This window comes from Streptomyces sp. NPDC020996 (genome assembly GCF_040641355.1).
GTDB lineage: Bacteria > Actinomycetota > Actinomycetes > Streptomycetales > Streptomycetaceae > Streptomyces.
Window position 1 is genome coordinate 1 of sequence record NZ_JBFADM010000061.1, and the last position, 15,905, is coordinate 15,905.

Here is a 15,905-nt window from a genome sequence, read left to right on the forward strand (position 1 = left end):
ATCCCGCCCCCCCGGCGGCCGGCGGCGGCGTGCCGCCGGGAGCGGCCGGTGACGGGTTCGCAGGTCACCGGCCGCTCGGCAGGGCGGGGCGGCAGGGCGGGTTGGCATGGCGGGTTGGCAGGGCGGGGCGGCAGGGCGGGCCGGTCAGTGACCGGCCGGGACCAGGGGCAGGTCCAGACGGCCCGCCAGCTCGTCGAGGGTGGCGCCGAAGGTCTCGCGGACCGCGACGCCCTCCGGGGTGATGTCGAAGACCGCTAGGTCGGTGTAGACGCGGTCGACGCAGCCCAGCCCGGTCAGCGGGTAGGTGCACCGGGGAACCAGCTTGGGCGCGCCCGTCTTGGTGAACAGCGTCATCATGACGAACACCTTCTTGGCCCCGATCGCCAGGTCCATGGCCCCGCCGACGGCGGGGATGGCGTCGGGTTCGCCGGTGTGCCAGTTGGCGAGGTCGCCGGCCGCGGACACCTGGAAGGCGCCCAGCACGCACACGTCCAGGTGGCCGCCGCGCATCATGGCGAAGGAGTCGGCGTGGTGGAAGTACGCCGCTCCGGGCAGCTCGGTGACGGGGATCTTGCCCGCGTTGGTGAGGTCGGGGTCGATCTCGTCGCCATGCGCGGCGGGCCCCATGTTGAGCATGCCGTTCTCGGTGTGGAGCACCACCCCGGAGTCGGCCGGCAGGTGGTCGGCGACGAGGGTGGGCTGGCCGATGCCGAGGTTGACGAAGGCGCCCCGGGGGATGTCGCGGGCTATGAGTGCGGCGATGTCGTGCTTGCCCAGCGGGCCGCGCACCTCAGTGGACTGTGCGTTCGTGCTCATGCGGTCGTCTCCTGCACCACGCGGTCGACATAGATGCTCGGCGTCACCACGGTCTCCGGGTCGATCGTGCCGGTCTCGACGATCTCGCGGACCTGCGCGATGACGGTGGTCGCGGCGGTCGCCATGACCGGCCCGAAGTTGCGGGCGGTCTTGCGGTAGACGAGGTTGCCCATCCGGTCGGCCCGGTGCGCGCCGATCAGCGCCACATCGCCCTTGATCGGGTACTCCAGGACGTAGGTGCGGCCGTCGATGACCCGGGTCTCCTTGCCCTCGGCCAGCAGGGTGCCGACGCCGGTGGGGCAGAAGAAGGCGCCGATGCCGGCCCCGGCGGCGCGGATCCGCTCGGCGAGGTTGCCCTGCGGCACGACCTCCAGCTCGATCTCGCCTGCCCGGTACAGGCCGTCGAAGACCCACGAGTCGGCCTGGCGCGGGAAGGAGCAGACCACCTTGCGGACCCGGCCCTTCGCCAGCAGCGCGGCGAGTCCGGTGTCGCCGTTGCCGGCGTTGTTGGACACCACGGTCAGGTCCTTGGCGCCCTGGCGGATGAGCGCGTCGATCAGTTCGACGGGCATGCCGGCCATGCCGAAGCCCCCGACGAGGACCGTGGAGCCGTCCTCGATCCCGGCCACCGCCTCGTCGGCGTGATCACACAGTTGTACGGTCATCGGTTCTGCTCCGTGACGTTCTCCAGGACGACGGCGAGTGCCTGGCCGACGCCGATGCAGATGGCCGCGACACCCCACCGCTCGCCGGACTCCCGCAGCCGGTGGGCCAGCGTGCCCAGGAGCCGGCCGCCGGAGGCGCCCAGCGGGTGGCCGAGCGCGATGGCGCCGCCCTTGGCGTTGACCGTCTCCGGGTCGATCTTCCAGGCGTCCACGCAGGCCAGCGACTGGACGGCGAACGCCTCGTTGAGCTCGACCGCGGAGACGTCGGACCAGGAGATGCCGGCGTTTTTCAGGGCCCGGTTCGCCGCCTCCACGGGTGCGAAGCCGAACTCCTGCGGGTCCAGTGCGAAGACGCCGCGGCCGGCGATGCGGGCCAGCGGGTCGGCGCCGATGCGGTCCGCGGCGGCCCCGGAGCCCAGCAGCACGGCGGATGCGCCGTCGCTCAGCGGGGAGGCGTTGCCCGCCGTGATCACGCCGTCGGTGCGGAACACCGGCTTCAGCGCGGCGAGCTTGTCGACGCCGGACCCGGGCCGGATGCCCTCGTCCCGGCTGAGCGTGCCGCCCTTGGCGTCGGTGGCGACCGGCGCCACCAGGTCGTCGTAGAAGCCGGCGTTCCAGGCGGCGTCGGCGAGGTCGTGGGACCGTGCGGCGAACTCGTCCTGGCGCTCCCGGGGGATGCCGAACCGGTCGGCCAGCTGCTCGTTGGCCTCGCCCAGCGAGACCGTCCACTCCTTCGGCATGCGCTGGTTGACCAGCCGCCAGCCCAGCGTCGTGGACACCGCGGTCACGTCCCCGGCGGGGAACGCGCGCTCGGGCTTGGGCAGCACCCACGGGGCACGGGTCATCGACTCCACGCCGCCGGTGAGGACGATGCCGGCGTCGCCGGTCTCGATGGCGCGGGAGGCGATGATCGCCGCGTCCAGGGAGGAGCCGCACAGCCGGTTGACGGTCGTGGCGGGCACGGAGGTCGGCAGCCCGGCCAGCAGGACGGCCATCCGGCCGACGTTGCGGTTGTCCTCGCCGGCGCCGTTGGCGTTGCCCCAGACGACGTCGTCGATCTCGCCCGGATCCAGCGCCGGCGTCTTGGCCAGCACCGAGGTGACGGCGTGGGCCGCGAGGTCGTCCGGCCGGATGCCGGCGAGGGCTCCCGAGAACCGTCCGAAGGGTGTTCTTGACGCTGCGTACAGGTAACTGTCGGTCACGCCTTCACGGTAGGCGCCCTCCTTCATCAGGTCCAAGACCTAGTAGTGAGTCATTGATAAGCAGGCGCTATAAAATGGCGCCATGGAACTGCGTCAGGTCCGCTACTTCCTCGCCCTCGCGGAGGAATGCCACTTCGGCCGCGCGGCGGCCCGTCTGCACGTCGCGCAGCCGGCCCTCTCCCAGCAGATCAAGCAGCTGGAGCGCGAGCTGGGGACCGCCCTGTTCACCCGGTCCACCCGGCACGTGGAGCTCACCGAGGCCGGCCGGCACCTGACCGGTTACGCGCGTACCATGGTCGCCGAGGAGGAGCGGGCGCGCGTCCACATGGCGGAGCTGGCCACCGGCCGCGCCGGGCGGGTGTCCGTCGGCTTCATCGGCACCGCCACCTACGACGTGCTGCCCCGCGTCGCCCGCACCGTGCGTGCCCGGCTGCCCGGTATCACCCTGGACCTGCACGGGGAACTGCTCACCCCGCAGCTCGTGGACGGCCTGCTCACCGGCGCCTACGACCTCGCGGTGTCCCGCGCCGGCACGGCCGAGGCCGAACGGGTCGACGTCACCCCGCTGCGGACCGAGCCGCTGGTGGCCGTACTGCCGGCGCACCATCCGCTGGCCGCCGACCCGCGGATCTCGCTGCGGGCGCTGGCCGGCGAGACGTTCGTCATCCACCCCTCGCAGCCGCGGTCCGCGATGTACGACCGTGTCCTGTCCGCCTGCGGCCGGGCGGGTTTCCAGCCCGCGTCGCTCGTCGAGGTCGGCGAGACGGCCACCCTCGTCGTCCTGGTGGCCGCCGGACACGGCGTGGCCCTGGTGCCCCAGTCGGTGCAGAGCCTGCGGCTCGACGGCGTGACCTACGTACCGCTGACCGAGACGGAGTCCGTCGATCTCGTCCTGGCCCGCCGGGCGGAACGCAACTCCCCGGCGACGCAGCAGGTCGCCGCGGTGATCGAGGAGTGCGTCCGCGGCTGAGCGACGCCCGCCGCGACCCCGCGACGCGCAGCGGATGCGTCAGTCCTCCCGGCCGGAGCCCGTGACCTTTCGGGGGCAGCGACTGAGCACCGGACCGACGGGCCGGTGCGGACGCCGTCGGACGTCACCTCGGTGTCCGGGACGGTCAGCGTCCTGTGGGCGGAGCCGCCCGCGCTCGCGGCGTCCTCGAGCGCGGGCGGCCTGCCTGCCTCAGGACCCGCCGCGCTCGCGCGGGATCTTCTGGCCCGCCTCGATCGCCACCGTAAGCCGGTTCTCCGCGGGCGGCAGCGGGCAGGTGGCCAGGTCCGTGTACGCGCACGGGAGGTTCACCGCGCGGTTGAAGTCCAGGACGACCGTGCCGTCGGCGGCGGGCGGCTCCACGGTCAGGGAGCGGTTGGCGGCGTAGGTGGTGACCCCGGAGGTCGCGTCGGTGAACAGCACCATCAGCCGGCCCTCGCCGGGTCCCGGGAACGCGGTCAGGGACAGCTGCCGTCCGTCCAGCGTGAACTCGATCCTGCCCGGGGCGTCGTACACGTGCTCGAGCCCCTCGACCGCGGCGCCCACGGTGGTCGGGCGCGGCTCGTCGAAGGGAAGGTAACGGCCCGTCACGACCCAGCGCGGGTGCGGCGGGTAGGCCGGGGTGCCGCTGAAGCCGGCGCGCAGCGGCGCGTCCGGGTGCCGGGGGCGCACGATGTCGTTGCCCCCGCGCTTGGCGACCTCGATCACGGTGTCCCCCCACAGGGCGTTCACGCCACCGCGTTCGGGAAGCACGCCGAAGCGGTGCTCACCGCGCACCGGGGAGCCCTCGACGATCAGTTCCTCGCCCTCGTCGAGGGTCACGACGACGCCGTCGCGCCCCGTGTGCCAGGCGCCGGGGGCGTCGGGGAAGCGCTGCGGCCGTTCGTCGAGCCAGTGCAGTCCGGTGACCGCCAGGAAGCCGTGCGGGTCGGCGAGCCGCTCCTCGTGCGCGCGGTACCAGCCGAGCCAGTCCTCGGTGAAGGCCTGGAGGTCCGCGGTGGTGACGTCAGTGGTCATGAGGGTTCCTTCGTTCCGCGAGGTCCGGTCGAGGTCCGACCTCGCACGGCTGTACCGGTATGGGCGGGCGGCGGGCCCGGCGTGTTCACTCACCGGCCGGTCCGCCGAGCAGTGCCACGTGCGTCGCCGGTCCGCCTTGTCGGATGCGTCGAGCGCTGCGCCTGCTGTCATGCCAGTCAGAACCGTCCGCGTCCGAACCCGCATTCCGGTTCGTGTGTGACAGCTTCTTGTCAGTCATGTGTACGGGACGAAGGAGTGCCTCCCGCGCGACACGGGCGCCGGACAGACGGAAGGGCTACCGCTCTCCCGCCCGGCCCGGCGTCGCACTGCCGTGGATCCCGGCGCACATCCGCCCGCTCGCCCACACGCACAGCCGCCCGGCCGGGGGCCGCCGACCCAGGGGATGACGTCCCCTGGCTGCCTCGCCCGGCGTCGCGCATCGTGGAGGCATGACTACGAACCACCCCACCCACTCACCGGCGACGGCCGCACGGGTCGCCGTCGTCACCGGCGGATCACGCGGCATCGGACGGGCCGTCGCGCACCGGCTCGCCGGCGACGGCCTGGCCGTCGTGGTGAACTACGCCGCCGACGCGGCCGCCGCCGAGGAGACGGTGGCGGCGATCACCGCGGCCGGCGGACGGGCCATCTCCGTGCGGGCGGACGTGGCGGACGAGAAGGAGGTCGCCGCGCTGTTCGACCGGGCGGAGGAGGAGTACGGCGGCGTGGACGTCGTCGTGAACTCCGCCGGCCGGCTCGCTCTGTCGCCGATCGCCGACCTCGACCTGGCCGCGTTCGACGCCCTGCACCGCACCAACGTCCGCGGCGCGTTCGTCGTCGCCCAGCAGGCCGCCCGGCGACTGCGTGCGGGCGGCTCGTTCGTGGGGTTCTCGACCTCCGTGGTCGGCACCCAGTTCCCCGGCTACGGCGCCTACGTGGCCGGCAAGGGCGCCGTCGAGGCGATGACGCTGATCCTCGCCCGCGAGCTGCGCGGACGCGACGTCACCGTGAACACGGTCGCCCCCGGGCCCACGGCCACGGATCTGTTCCTCGCCGACAAGACCCCCGAGCAGATCGACCGGCTCGCCAGGACCCCGCCCCTGGAACGGCTGGGCACCCCGGAGGACATCGCCCGCGTGGTCGCCTTCCTCACCGGCCCCGAAGGGCACTGGATCAACGGCCAGATCCTGCGGGCCAACGGGGGCCTGGTCTGACGGCTCGCCGGCCGCCCCGTTCAGTCGTTTGCCCCGCTCCGAGTGCACTGCTCCCACCCGTCGCTTTGACTGGCCGCGACGACGGGAGGAAGACTCCGATGGAGCGAGAGCAGGACCTGGACCGAACGGCGCCCACCTCGTCGGCGGCCGTCCGGGAAGCCGTCACCCGTGGCGCGGACGCGCCGGCCACCCCCGCGGTACCCGGCCCGGCCGCACTCGGTGCGCAAGGCCGCTGGTGGCGGTGGCCGGCCGCGGCCGCGGCGGTGTTCACCCTCGCCCAGCTGCTCCTCGTGCCGCCCCGCCTCGGCCTGGGCTGGGACGAGGTCATCTACGTCAGCCAGGTCGGCCACCACGCTCCGACCACCGCCTTCAGCGCGCCCCGCGCCCGTGGCGTCTCGGTGCTGGTGTGGCCGGTGGCGACCCTCACCTCGTCGACCGTCGCGCTGCGCGTCTACCTTGCGGCCGTCTCCGGACTCGCCCTGTTCCTGGCCCTGCGGGCCTGGCGCGGACGGCGTCCCCCGGCGGTGCTGGCACTGGCGGGACTGCTCTTCTCGAGCCTGTGGGTCACCGTCTTCTACGGGCCGCAGGCCATGCCGAACCTGTGGGTCGCGCTCGCCGCCCTCGCGGCGGTCGGCTGCTTCCTGCGCGCCGCGGACGACCCGCACGCGCGCGCACCCCTGTGGGGGCTCGCCGGCTGCGCCGCCGTGACGGCTCTGATGCGGCCCACGGACGCCGTCTGGACGGCGCTGCCCCTGCTGGCCGCGCCCGTCCTGGTACGCCGCTGGCGGCGCCCGGCGCTGTTCGCCGCGGTGCTGCTGGGGCTCGCCGCCGGGGCGGCCGAGTGGGTCGCCGAGGCGTACGTGCGCTTCGGCGGCCTGGCCGAGCGGCTGCACCAGGGCAGCGAGTTCCAGGGCGGCCTGGGCTGGCACATCGCCGTCGGCGACCAGCTCCGCTCACTCGCCGGGATCAGCCTGTGCCGCCCCTGCCAGGCCCCCTGGCCGAGCCCCGTCGTCTACCTGTGGTGGCTGGCGCTTCCGGTCGCCGCGGCCGGCGGGGTGACGCTCGCCCTGAGATCCCGCAGCAGGCGCCGCCGCGCCGACACGCTGCTGGTCACGGCCTGCGCGGTGACCTCCGCGGTCCCGTACCTGTTCTTCATCGACTACGCGGCGCCCCGCTTCCTGCTGCCCGCCTACGCGCTGTTCGCCCTGCCGGTCGCGGACTGCCTGGCGTGGGCGGCGTTCGCGGCGGCCGGCCCCCGGTGGCGACGGGCGACCGCCTCCCTGGTCGCCCTCGGGTTCCTGGGGCACCTGGCCGTCCAGTACGCCGTCCTCCACCACATCGTCGTCCGCACCGACGCCAACCACCGGGACTGGAAGCGCATCGCCGACGGCCTGCGCCAGCTCGGCGTCCGGCCGCCGTGCCTGGTGAACGGCCCCGCGACGATCCCCATCGCCTACTACGGCGGCTGCCTGTCCATCGCCACCACGGGACCCAACGTCAACATCACCACGGCCGGGATCGCGACTGCCGCCCGCGACCACAACGTCGCCGCCCTCGTCGCCCCGGGCGGCCGCCCGCCCGCCTTCGCCAGGTCCTGGCCCTCCCGCCCGCTGCCCGCCCCCGGCTCCCTCGCCGGCTACCGGGTCTATCTCGCGCCGCGCCCGTAGGGAGCCGACGTCCGGCCGGGCACGGCCCGGCACCCCCTCGCCGAGGTTGTTTCATACCTTACTGTGATGGTTTGTCGTAATCTGGCTACGGCACTCGGATCTCCCCGCACGTGACCCCGCCCCCTCCGAGGCGGCCGTCACCGCGGGAGACACGCCGGCCGGCCGGCGCATCGGGACCCGGCCCGGCAGCCCGGCAGCCGGGCGGAACAGAGGGCGGTCGATGACGACGATCGGCGTGGAAGAAGAGTTTCTGCTGCTCGACCCGGTCACGGGCCTGCCGGTGCCACAGGCGGACAAGGTCCGCGTCGCGGCGGGCCTGGGACACCTCGTGGCCGACCAGGAGGTGCAGTACGAGCTGCTCCAGGCGCAGGTCGAGGTGGCCACGCCGGTGTGCGGCGCCCTGGAGGAGATCGGAGGCCACCTGCTGCGGCTGCGGCACGCCGTGGGAGTGGCCGCGGAGGAGCACGGCTGCCGGATCGCGGCCTGCGGGACACCGCCCGTGCGGCACGGTCGTCCGGTGGCCGTCACCGACCAGGCACGGTACCGGGCCATGGTCACGCAGGCGCCGCAGCTGGTGGCGGAGCAGCTGGTCAACGGCATGCACGTGCACGTCGCCGTCCCCGGACGCGAGGAGGGCGTGCAGGTGCTGAACCGCCTCCGGGTCTGGCTGCCGACACTGACGGCCATGTCGGCGAACTCCCCGCTGTGGGACAGCCACGACACCGGCTTCGCGAGCTGGCGCACGGTGATCTTCAGCCGCTGGCCGGTCAGCGGCGTCCCCCCGCACTTCCACGACGTCGCCGACTACGACCACCGCGTGCAGCGCCTCCTGGAGAGCGGACTGATCTCCGACACCGGTCAGCTGTACTGGCAGGCCCGCCTCTCGGACCGGTACCCCACCCTCGAGGTGCGGTGTCCGGACGTCCAGCTCCGGGTGGACGACGCGGTGATGCTCGCGGGGATCGTCCGCGCCCTGGTGGACACGGCCCTGACGGAGGTGGCCGCCGGAGCACCCGCCCTCGAGTGCGCCCCCGAACTGCTGCAGGCGAGCATGTGGCACGCCGCCCGCCACGGCCTGGGCGGCACCCTGGTCGACCCGATCGGCCGGCCCCGCCGGGCCGGAGACGTACTGTACGAGCTCCTGCGGTACGTCGCTCCAGCGCTCGACATGTCCGGCGACACCCGGCAGGTGACCTCCCTGACCCACCGGCTGCTGCAGGACGGCACCGGCGCCGACCGGCAGCGCGCCGCCCTCGCCGAGGGCGGCCTGCGCGCGGTCACCGACCTGATCAGCGCCCAGAGCAGCATGACCTGACGAGGCGGCCCCCGGCCGGTCCGGCGTGCTCACCGCCCCCCGGACCGCGGTGCGGGCAGCCGGGTGACGGACGGCGGGGCGGGCACGGCGGCCGGGACGCGTTCCAGGACGCCGCCCGCGAAGACGTCGTACAGCGGCAGGGTCTCCAGGTGCACATACCCGATGTGGCAGTCGCAGGAGGCCAGCGGGCACGGCCGGGGGCGCAGGGCGGCGCGGTAGGAGCCGTCGTAGAGGTTGCCCAGTTCGTCGCGGACGAAGTGGCAGCGGCGTACGGTGCCGGCGCCGTCCACCGAGACGACGGTGTCGCCGGTGCGGCAGGGCAGCCCGGCACTGGCGTGCGGCCGGCGACTGTAGGGGAACAGCGGGTCGAGCGCGGTCCACTCGTCGGCCTCGGCGTCGCGGTAGGTGTGCCCCTCGGCCGCGTTGATCCACAGGTAGACGTGGCCGGGCAGATCGGCGCGCAGCCTGCGGGCCGCCTCCAGGTGCTCGGGCAGCCCCACGACGCCGACGCTGAAACGGACACCGAGCCCGGCGAGTTCGCGGCACTTGGCGAGGAAGCGGTCGTAGGGCGTCTGCCCCGGGTGGTAGGTGCACCACAGGGCGAGGGTGGCGAGGTCGGCCTCGGCGAGCCAGCCGGTGCGGCAGCTGAGGTTGGTCTGGATGGCGACCCGGCGGATGTGCGGCAGGTGGGACAGCTCGGTGAGGGTGCGCCGGTACCAGGAACGCACCAGGCCCTCGCCCCACGGGGTGAACAGCAGGGAGAGACGGTCGTCGCGCTGGGTGCCCGCCCACCGCGCGAAGCGTTCCAGGGCGGCGCGGTCGGCGCGGAGCTGGTCCGTGGAGTCGCGCCGCTTGGCGAACGGGCAGTAGGGGCAGTCGTAGTCGCAGGAGGCGAGCGGGCCCCGGTACAGGACGGTCAGGTCCATGGCGGGTCGGTCACTTCCTGTCGTAGGCGGCCATGGCGGCCCGGACGGCCGGGGAGAACAGTTCCGGGCCGATGGCGTCGGAGTGGGCGAGGCCCTCCGGGGTCAGGCGCAGACGGGCGGGACCGGTGTCGGCCAGCCAGCCGCGGTCGGCGAGGCGCTGGAGTTCGGCGCCGAAGTCGTCGGCGGGGGCGCCGCCGAAGCGGGCGCGGTAGTCGGCGGCCGCCAGGCCCTCGGCCTGCAGGAGGGACTGCAGGAGGTGGCGGCGGCGCGCCTCGTGGGCGTCGACGCGGTAGCCGATCTCCGCACGGGCGAAGTCCGTCGTGGCGACGTAGGAGTCGATGATGCCGCGGATCTCGTGCATGCCGACCGCGTAGTCGAAGGAGTAGTGCAGCGTGCTGGTGTACGAGCGGGCGCCGCAGCCCAGGCCGATCATGCCGTCGGTCTGGCAGGCGTAGTCGTCGGCGCCCTGCTGCGGGGCGTCGGCCCGGCGGAACATCCGCATGGATTGCTGGGTGTAGCCGTGAGCGAGGAGGTGGTCGCGGCCCGCGCGGTACAGCCGCAGCCGTTGCTCGTCCCAGGCCGGGTCGGGTCCGGGAGCGGTGCGGTGCCGTCCCAGGCCGGTCAGCGGGCGGACGTACAGCGGGTACAGATAGAGCTCCTCGGGCCGCCAGGCCAGGGCCGCGTCCAGGGACTGCCGCCAGGTCCGCTCGGTCTGGCCGTCGATGCCGTAGATGAGGTCGATGTTGAGCACCGGGACGGAGGTGTCCCGGATGCGGGCGAGCGCGGCCTCGACGTCGGAGCGGCGCTGCGGGCGTACGGCGGAACGCGCCTCGGAGTCGACGAAGCTCTGCACGCCCAGGCTGAGGCGCGTGGTGCCGCGGTCCGCGAGGACGGCGAGCCGGTCGGCGGTGGCCGTGGCGGGCGAGGCCTCGACGGACAGGGGGACGGCGCGCAGGTCGGCGCCCATCCGCTGCTCGGCGATGTCGCAGAGGCGCTCCAGCTCGGCCGCGGTGAGGAAGGTGGGGGTGCCGCCGCCGAAGGCAGCGGTGGCGAACCGGACGTCGCCGGGGCCGCCGAGGGCCTCGCGCACGGCGTCGGCCTGCCGTGCCAGCGCGTCCAGGTAGGCGCCGGTCAGGCCGTCGGGGGCGCCGATGCGGGTGAAGAGGTTGCAGAAGCCGCAGCGGACCTCGCAGAACGGTATGTGCAGGTAGAGGGAGAGGGCGCTCTTGTCCTCCGCCGCCCACAGGGACCGCAGCGGCGGACGGTCCGGCAGCGCGCGGTAGGCGGTCTTGTGCGGGTAGGCGTACACGTAGTGCTGGTACGGGCTGGTGAGCTGTGCGGTGGTCATCGGACGGCCTCGGCGGGGTCGAGGAAGAAGTGGGCGTACGGCACGGTCCACACGGACTCGTGGCCGAGGCGGTGGCCGGTGAAGCCGTCGTCGCCGTAGGCGGTGCCGTGGTCGGAGCAGACGATCGCGAAGCACCGGCGGCGGGAGCTCGCGGCGGCGAAGAGGCGGCCGATGTGCCGGTCGACGTACTCCAGCGCGGCGGCGTGCGTCTCGCGGGTGTCACCGGCCTCGCGGGTCGCGCCGGGCAGGTGGAACCAGTTCGGCTGGTGCAGGGCGGAGACGTTCACGAAGAGGAACAGCCGCTGCTCGGCGGGCAGTCGGGCGACGACCTGCTCGGCGCGGGCGATCTGGTGCTCGAAGGAGTGGGGCGAGGTGACGCCGAACTCCGTCTCCCAGTGGGACTCCTGGAACAGGCCCGGCAGGACCGAGCCGAGCGGGCCCTGCTTGTTGAAGAAGCCCACGCCCCCGATGCACACGGTGTGGTAGCCCGCCTCCGCCAGCCCGGAGACCAGGTCCGGGGTGTCGTGGACGAAGGTGCCGGCGGCGGTGGTCTCGCTGCCGGCGAAGCGCGCCGCGAACAGCCGGGGATGCGGTCCGGGCGTCGCCGGGGTCGGCAGGAATCCGGCGAACATCGCCTGGTGGGAGGCGTAGGTGAAGCTGCCCGGCGCGTGCCGCTTCTCCCAGGCGCCGCCGGGGAGACGGCGGGCGAGATGCGGGATGCGTCCCTCGGCCGCCAGCTCGGCGGCCACGTCGTAGCGGAGCGTGTCGAGCGTGACGAGGAGGATGTCGTGGCGGCCGACGACCTCGTTCATGTCGGGCTCATCGGGTACGGGCACGCGGTGTTCCTGTTCTGTGCGGGTGGAGCGGGTCGTGCGGGTGGACCGGGTCGTACGGGTCGAGCGGGCCGGAGTGTGGTCGGGACGGGCCGGGCGGCGGGTCGTGCGGGTCGGTCCGGGCGTGCGCGCGCAGGGCGGCCGTCACCTGCGCGGCGTAGGTGTCCAGGCCTTCGGCGCCGCTGCCGGGCAGGCCGGTCAGCCGGGGCAGCAGGTCCCCGAAGGCGTTGACCTCGCCGACGAACGCCCTGCGCCAGCCGACCGCCGGCAGCAGGTCCACGCCGACGCACAGGGTGCGCGGGAAGCAGGCCGCGGCCCGCTCGCACACCCCCAGCACGTCGGCCCAGCGGGCGCCCGCCGCCTCGACGGCCTGCCGGGCCGCGTCCAGGTCGCCGCGGCTGCCGCCGAGGTGGAGGTTGGTCAGCGGGGTGCGGCTGGTGCGGACCACGGCGTGGGTGGCCCGGCCGGCCACCACGACCACCCGCAGGTCGGCGACGCGACCGTGCAACGAGGCCTTCGGCAGCCAGCGTTCGAGGTGCAGCCCGTCGGGCGCGAGCGCGTCGACGATGCCGGCGATGTCCGCCTCGCGCTCGTAGCGGCGCACCTTCAGGGAGTTGTGCAGCCGGCCGTCGGCGGCGATCTCCACGGAGGTGGTGGCCCTGATCCGGCCGCCGCCGCCCGCCTCGACGGCGAGCACCCCGGACGCGGACGACCCGTGGGCGGGCTTGACGAACAGCCGGGGCATGCGGTGCTCACGCATCAGCGCGCGTACGTCGTCCCAGCCGCGCACCCGGGCGCCGTCCGGACCGGACGTGGGCGAGGCCGGGACGGGAACCCCGGCCGCGCGCAGTACGCCGTGGCAGCGGCGCTTGTCGAACAGCACGGCGAGGTCGTCGACGTCGTCCAGGCGGATGCCGCCGCGCAGCGTGCGCAGCGCGGCGGTGAACCCGGCGTACCAGCGTGCCGAGCCCTCCACCCGGGTGGCGTCCGAGGCGCCCCTGAGCAGCCGGTCGACCTCGGCGTTCTCGCCGGGGGAGTCGATGCGGACGATCTCGTCGGCGGCGAAGTCCGCCCCCTGGTCGCGCAGGACGCCCGCCCAGGGCACGACGCGCGGGCCGGGCAGACCGGCCGCGCGCACCGCGTCGGCGAACAGGGCCACCCGGCGGTTCTCGGGGTTGCCGACCACGGCGAAGCGCGGCCGGGGGCCGGGCCGCGTGCTCACTCGCCCACGGCGACGTAGCGCCAGACCGTGCCGTCGTCCTCGGTGTCCTCGTCGGCGTCGCCGCGGGAGAGATCGACCTCCACGCCCGCCGGTTCCAGCGTCTTGAGGACGCGGTCCACGAAGGACTCGCTCAGGTAGTGGTGGTGGAGGTCCAGCTTCTTCAGGTGGGTGAGCGGCTGACCCCCGAGCAGCGCGCCGGCTCCCTCGTCGGTCAGCACGCCCATGGACAGGTCCAGCACCTCCAACTGCGCGACGACGGGGGCGGAGGCGAGGGCCGCGGCCACGGCGTCCTGCATCTCGCTGTTGCGCAGGGCCAGATGACGCAGCCGCGGCAACCGGGCGCCGGACAGGATGGGCTCCAGGTCGGAGACCTCGCTGTCGCCGCCGTAGTCGGGGGTGCCCAGCCACAGGTCGAGGTGGACCAGCGCGGGCAGGTCGCAGGCGCCGATCCCGCGCACCACATGGCCGGGCAAACCGCCCGCCTGCACGACGAGTTCGCGCAGTCCCTCGTGGCGCACGCCGTCGAGCCGCAGGTTCGACCCGCCGCGCACCCCGAACATCTCCAGCGCGGGGAAGCCGGTCAGCAGCGGGGTGACGTCGGTCTGGGTGATCCAGGAGATCTCGCACTCCTCCATCACGATGTCGCCGAAGAACAGCGCACGCAGCGCGGGGAAGCGGTCCCGCGCGGCCACCAGCGCCGACACGACGGCGGTAGGGGCGCTGTCGTAGGCCTCCTGCCAGCCGCCCACGATCAGGGCCTGCACCCGGGTGGTGTCGACGGCGGCGCAGAAACGCGCGAAGGCGTCGGTCCACGGCTCGTCTGCGTCGTACACGTCGCTGGTGATCCGCCAGGCGACGGCGTCCGCGTCGGGCAGGTTCCCGGCCTCCGCGTCGGGGCCCGGGAACGTATGAGCGGGCAGCCGGTACAACGCGTCGAGATGGCTGTTGATGGTCATGCGGCTGCTCCTGGGACGAGGAATGGGTGTGGCTGGTGATGTCGGCAGTTCTACCAACAGGCACTGACAACGCCCTTCGCCGGGGCGGGATCCGGGGCGTTGTCAGTGCCGGCCCCTACGGTCTTGGTCATGAGGCCGGTGCGCTGTGCACCCGGCGGTGAGGGGAGAGCCATGTACCGGCAGGGAGACGTGCTGATCGTGCCCGTGACGGAGGAAGCGGTCCCGGCGCACGTGGCACACGCGCCCAGGGAACAGCGGGACGGGCGGGGCCGACTGGTGCTGGCGCTGGGCGAGGTCACCGGGCACGCCCACGCGGTCGTCGGGCCGGGCGAGCTGGTGCGTGAGCCGGGCCCCCTCGGGCCGCTGCTGCTGCACCTGCCCCAGGGCGGCCGGGTGGTGCACGAGGAACACGCGGCGATCCCGCTGCCGAAGGGCTGGTACCGGGTGATCAGGCAGCGGGAGTACGTGCCCGGGTCCGTCCGGATCGTCGCCGACTGAACGGCGAGTGAGGGAGGGCGAGATGACGGACCGAAACTTCGTGGAGGGGTACATGGACATGACGGGCACCGACGGGACGGACATCGACCAGGCGGCGGCGCGGGACACCGCCGCCGAAGGTCTCGACGCGTGGCGGGCGTGCGCGTGGGCGACCGGCCCCGCCGACCGGGCGGCCGCCGAGGAGGGCGTCCGGCGGGCGTACCGGCGGGCGGGGCTCGCGGAGCCGGAGCAGGTGGTGTGGGCCGGCTCCCCGCGCGCGGCCATAGCGCTGATACGGCAGCTCGCCGACCGCGGACCCAGTGTGCGCGAGGCGGTGCGCACCGCACCCTGGGCGCTGGAGAGACGCCGGCTGCACGCCGAGCTCGGAGCGGCGGGCTGGTCGGCGCACTGGGCGGCGACAGGCGGACGGCTGTGGGCGTCCGTGCAGGCCCTCGTCGACCGGATCACCGCCGGGCTGCTCGAGGAACTCGTGGGCCGCGACACCGGCAAGGAGGCCGCGGAGGTCCGGCTGCTCCTCCTGGACGCCGTCCTGGGCCAGCACGACGCGCCATGGCTCGCCGCGTTCCCCGCCGACGCCGGCCCGCTCGGCGCGCTGGCCGAGGTGAGCCGCGGCGCCGGCTGGTGGTGGCCGTACGAACGCGTGGCGGTGGTGTCCGAACGGCCCGTGGCCCTGCACCGCGACGAGGCCGGCCGGCTCGACTGCGGAACCGGACCGGCACTCGCCTACCCCGACGGTTTCGCCCTGCACGCCTGGCGCGGCATGCCCGTCCCGCCCGCCTTCGTCGCCGAACTGCCCTCCCTGACACCGGAACGCATCCGCTCCGAGGAGAACGCGGAGCTGCGCCGGGTGATGCTGGAGTACTACGGGTACGACCGCTACCTCGCGGACTCGGGCGCCCGGCCGGTGCACCAGGACGAGACGGGCACCCTGTGGCGGATCGACTTGGCCGACGACGAGCCCGTGGTGATGGTCGAGGTGCTCAACTCTACGCCGGAACCGGACGGCACCCGGCGCACCTACTGGCTCCGGGTGCCCCCCTCCACCCGGACCGCCAAGGCGGGCGTCGCCTGGACCTTCGGCGTGCCGGCCGCCGAGTACGCGCCGGTGCGGGAGACCTGACCCGGGCCGGCGGCGGAGCCGGGCCGCAGAGGCGCCGCCGTCGTACCCCGGACAATGCCGTCGCGGGCCTGACCCGGTGTTTTACAGTGACCTCACTTGACCTGTTCCGGCGACCCAG

The 15,905-nt window shown here is 74.1% G+C and carries 15 protein-coding genes; 6 read left to right on the plus strand and 9 right to left on the minus strand.

Annotated elements, in window-relative coordinates; translation table 11 throughout:
- Positions 1-144: 144 nt before the first annotated feature.
- Genes AB0G63_RS31215 through AB0G63_RS31225 form a run of 3 tightly spaced genes read right to left on the minus strand, consistent with a single transcriptional unit; the run spans position 145 to position 2,683 of the window.
- The gene (locus AB0G63_RS31215; RefSeq protein ID WP_360757079.1) at positions 145-816 is read right to left on the minus strand and encodes a 3-oxoacid CoA-transferase subunit B; all 672 of its coding nucleotides are present in this window, start codon (positions 814-816) and stop codon (positions 145-147) included.
- Positions 813-1,481 (minus strand): 3-oxoacid CoA-transferase subunit A, encoded by a 669-nt coding sequence (locus AB0G63_RS31220; protein ID WP_360757082.1) that lies wholly within the window; start codon positions 1,479-1,481, stop codon positions 813-815. The genes AB0G63_RS31215 and AB0G63_RS31220 overlap by 4 nt, the downstream gene beginning before the upstream one ends.
- Positions 1,478-2,683, minus strand: coding sequence for a thiolase family protein (locus AB0G63_RS31225; RefSeq protein WP_360757085.1), 1,206 nt, complete (start codon positions 2,681-2,683; stop codon positions 1,478-1,480). Before AB0G63_RS31225 ends, AB0G63_RS31220 begins: the two co-directional genes overlap by 4 nt.
- A gap of 82 nt (positions 2,684-2,765) precedes the next feature.
- On the opposite strand from AB0G63_RS31225, the gene AB0G63_RS31230 reads away from it, so the two are divergent.
- Positions 2,766-3,653 carry a LysR substrate-binding domain-containing protein gene (locus AB0G63_RS31230; protein WP_360757088.1) on the plus strand — a complete coding sequence of 296 codons (888 nt, stop codon included), beginning with the start codon at positions 2,766-2,768 and terminating at the stop codon, positions 3,651-3,653.
- Between the two features lie 210 nt (positions 3,654-3,863).
- On the opposite strand, the gene AB0G63_RS31235 is transcribed toward AB0G63_RS31230, so the two are convergent.
- The gene (locus AB0G63_RS31235; protein WP_360757090.1) at positions 3,864-4,688 is read right to left on the minus strand and encodes a DUF1684 domain-containing protein; all 825 of its coding nucleotides are present in this window, start codon (positions 4,686-4,688) and stop codon (positions 3,864-3,866) included.
- Between the two features lie 449 nt (positions 4,689-5,137).
- On the opposite strand from AB0G63_RS31235, the gene AB0G63_RS31240 reads away from it, so the two are divergent.
- The 3 genes from AB0G63_RS31240 to AB0G63_RS31250 all read left to right on the plus strand — a co-directional run bounded on the left by AB0G63_RS31240 (position 5,138) and on the right by AB0G63_RS31250 (position 8,884).
- Positions 5,138-5,902, plus strand: a complete 765-nt coding sequence (locus AB0G63_RS31240) for an SDR family oxidoreductase (protein WP_360757093.1) — start codon at positions 5,138-5,140, stop codon at positions 5,900-5,902.
- 98 nt (positions 5,903-6,000) lie between these two features.
- Positions 6,001-7,569, plus strand: coding sequence for a hypothetical protein (locus AB0G63_RS31245; RefSeq protein WP_360757096.1), 1,569 nt, complete (start codon positions 6,001-6,003; stop codon positions 7,567-7,569).
- A gap of 220 nt (positions 7,570-7,789) precedes the next feature.
- Positions 7,790-8,884: a glutamate--cysteine ligase gene (locus AB0G63_RS31250; RefSeq protein WP_360757099.1), complete on the plus strand. Its 1,095-nt coding sequence runs from the start codon at positions 7,790-7,792 to the stop codon at positions 8,882-8,884.
- Between the two features lie 29 nt (positions 8,885-8,913).
- On the opposite strand, the gene AB0G63_RS31255 is transcribed toward AB0G63_RS31250, so the two are convergent.
- From AB0G63_RS31255 to AB0G63_RS31275, 5 genes are read right to left on the minus strand one after another with little or no spacing between them, the layout of a single operon-like run.
- Complete coding sequence (locus AB0G63_RS31255) at positions 8,914-9,810, minus strand: STM4011 family radical SAM protein (protein ID WP_360757101.1); 897 nt, start codon at positions 9,808-9,810, stop codon at positions 8,914-8,916.
- 10 nt (positions 9,811-9,820) lie between these two features.
- The gene (locus AB0G63_RS31260; RefSeq protein ID WP_360757103.1) at positions 9,821-11,158 is read right to left on the minus strand and encodes an STM4012 family radical SAM protein; all 1,338 of its coding nucleotides are present in this window, start codon (positions 11,156-11,158) and stop codon (positions 9,821-9,823) included.
- On the minus strand, positions 11,155-11,970 hold the full coding sequence (locus tag AB0G63_RS31265) for an STM4013/SEN3800 family hydrolase (RefSeq protein WP_360757191.1): 816 nt from the start codon (positions 11,968-11,970) through the stop codon (positions 11,155-11,157). Before AB0G63_RS31265 ends, AB0G63_RS31260 begins: the two co-directional genes overlap by 4 nt.
- A 7-nt stretch (positions 11,971-11,977) precedes the next feature.
- Positions 11,978-13,213, minus strand: coding sequence for an STM4014 family protein (locus AB0G63_RS31270; RefSeq protein ID WP_360757105.1), 1,236 nt, complete (start codon positions 13,211-13,213; stop codon positions 11,978-11,980).
- Complete coding sequence (locus AB0G63_RS31275) at positions 13,210-14,169, minus strand: STM4015 family protein (protein ID WP_360757108.1); 960 nt, start codon at positions 14,167-14,169, stop codon at positions 13,210-13,212. Before AB0G63_RS31275 ends, AB0G63_RS31270 begins: the two co-directional genes overlap by 4 nt.
- Before the next feature lie 171 nt (positions 14,170-14,340).
- Here AB0G63_RS31275 and AB0G63_RS31280 point away from each other — a divergent pair, with 171 nt between their 5' ends.
- Positions 14,341-14,667 carry a hypothetical protein gene (locus tag AB0G63_RS31280; RefSeq protein WP_360757111.1) on the plus strand — a complete coding sequence of 109 codons (327 nt, stop codon included), beginning with the start codon at positions 14,341-14,343 and terminating at the stop codon, positions 14,665-14,667.
- A 52-nt stretch (positions 14,668-14,719) separates the two neighbouring features.
- Positions 14,720-15,787: a DUF6745 domain-containing protein gene (locus AB0G63_RS31285; RefSeq protein WP_360757194.1), complete on the plus strand. Its 1,068-nt coding sequence runs from the start codon at positions 14,720-14,722 to the stop codon at positions 15,785-15,787.
- Positions 15,788-15,905: the final 118 nt, after the last annotated feature.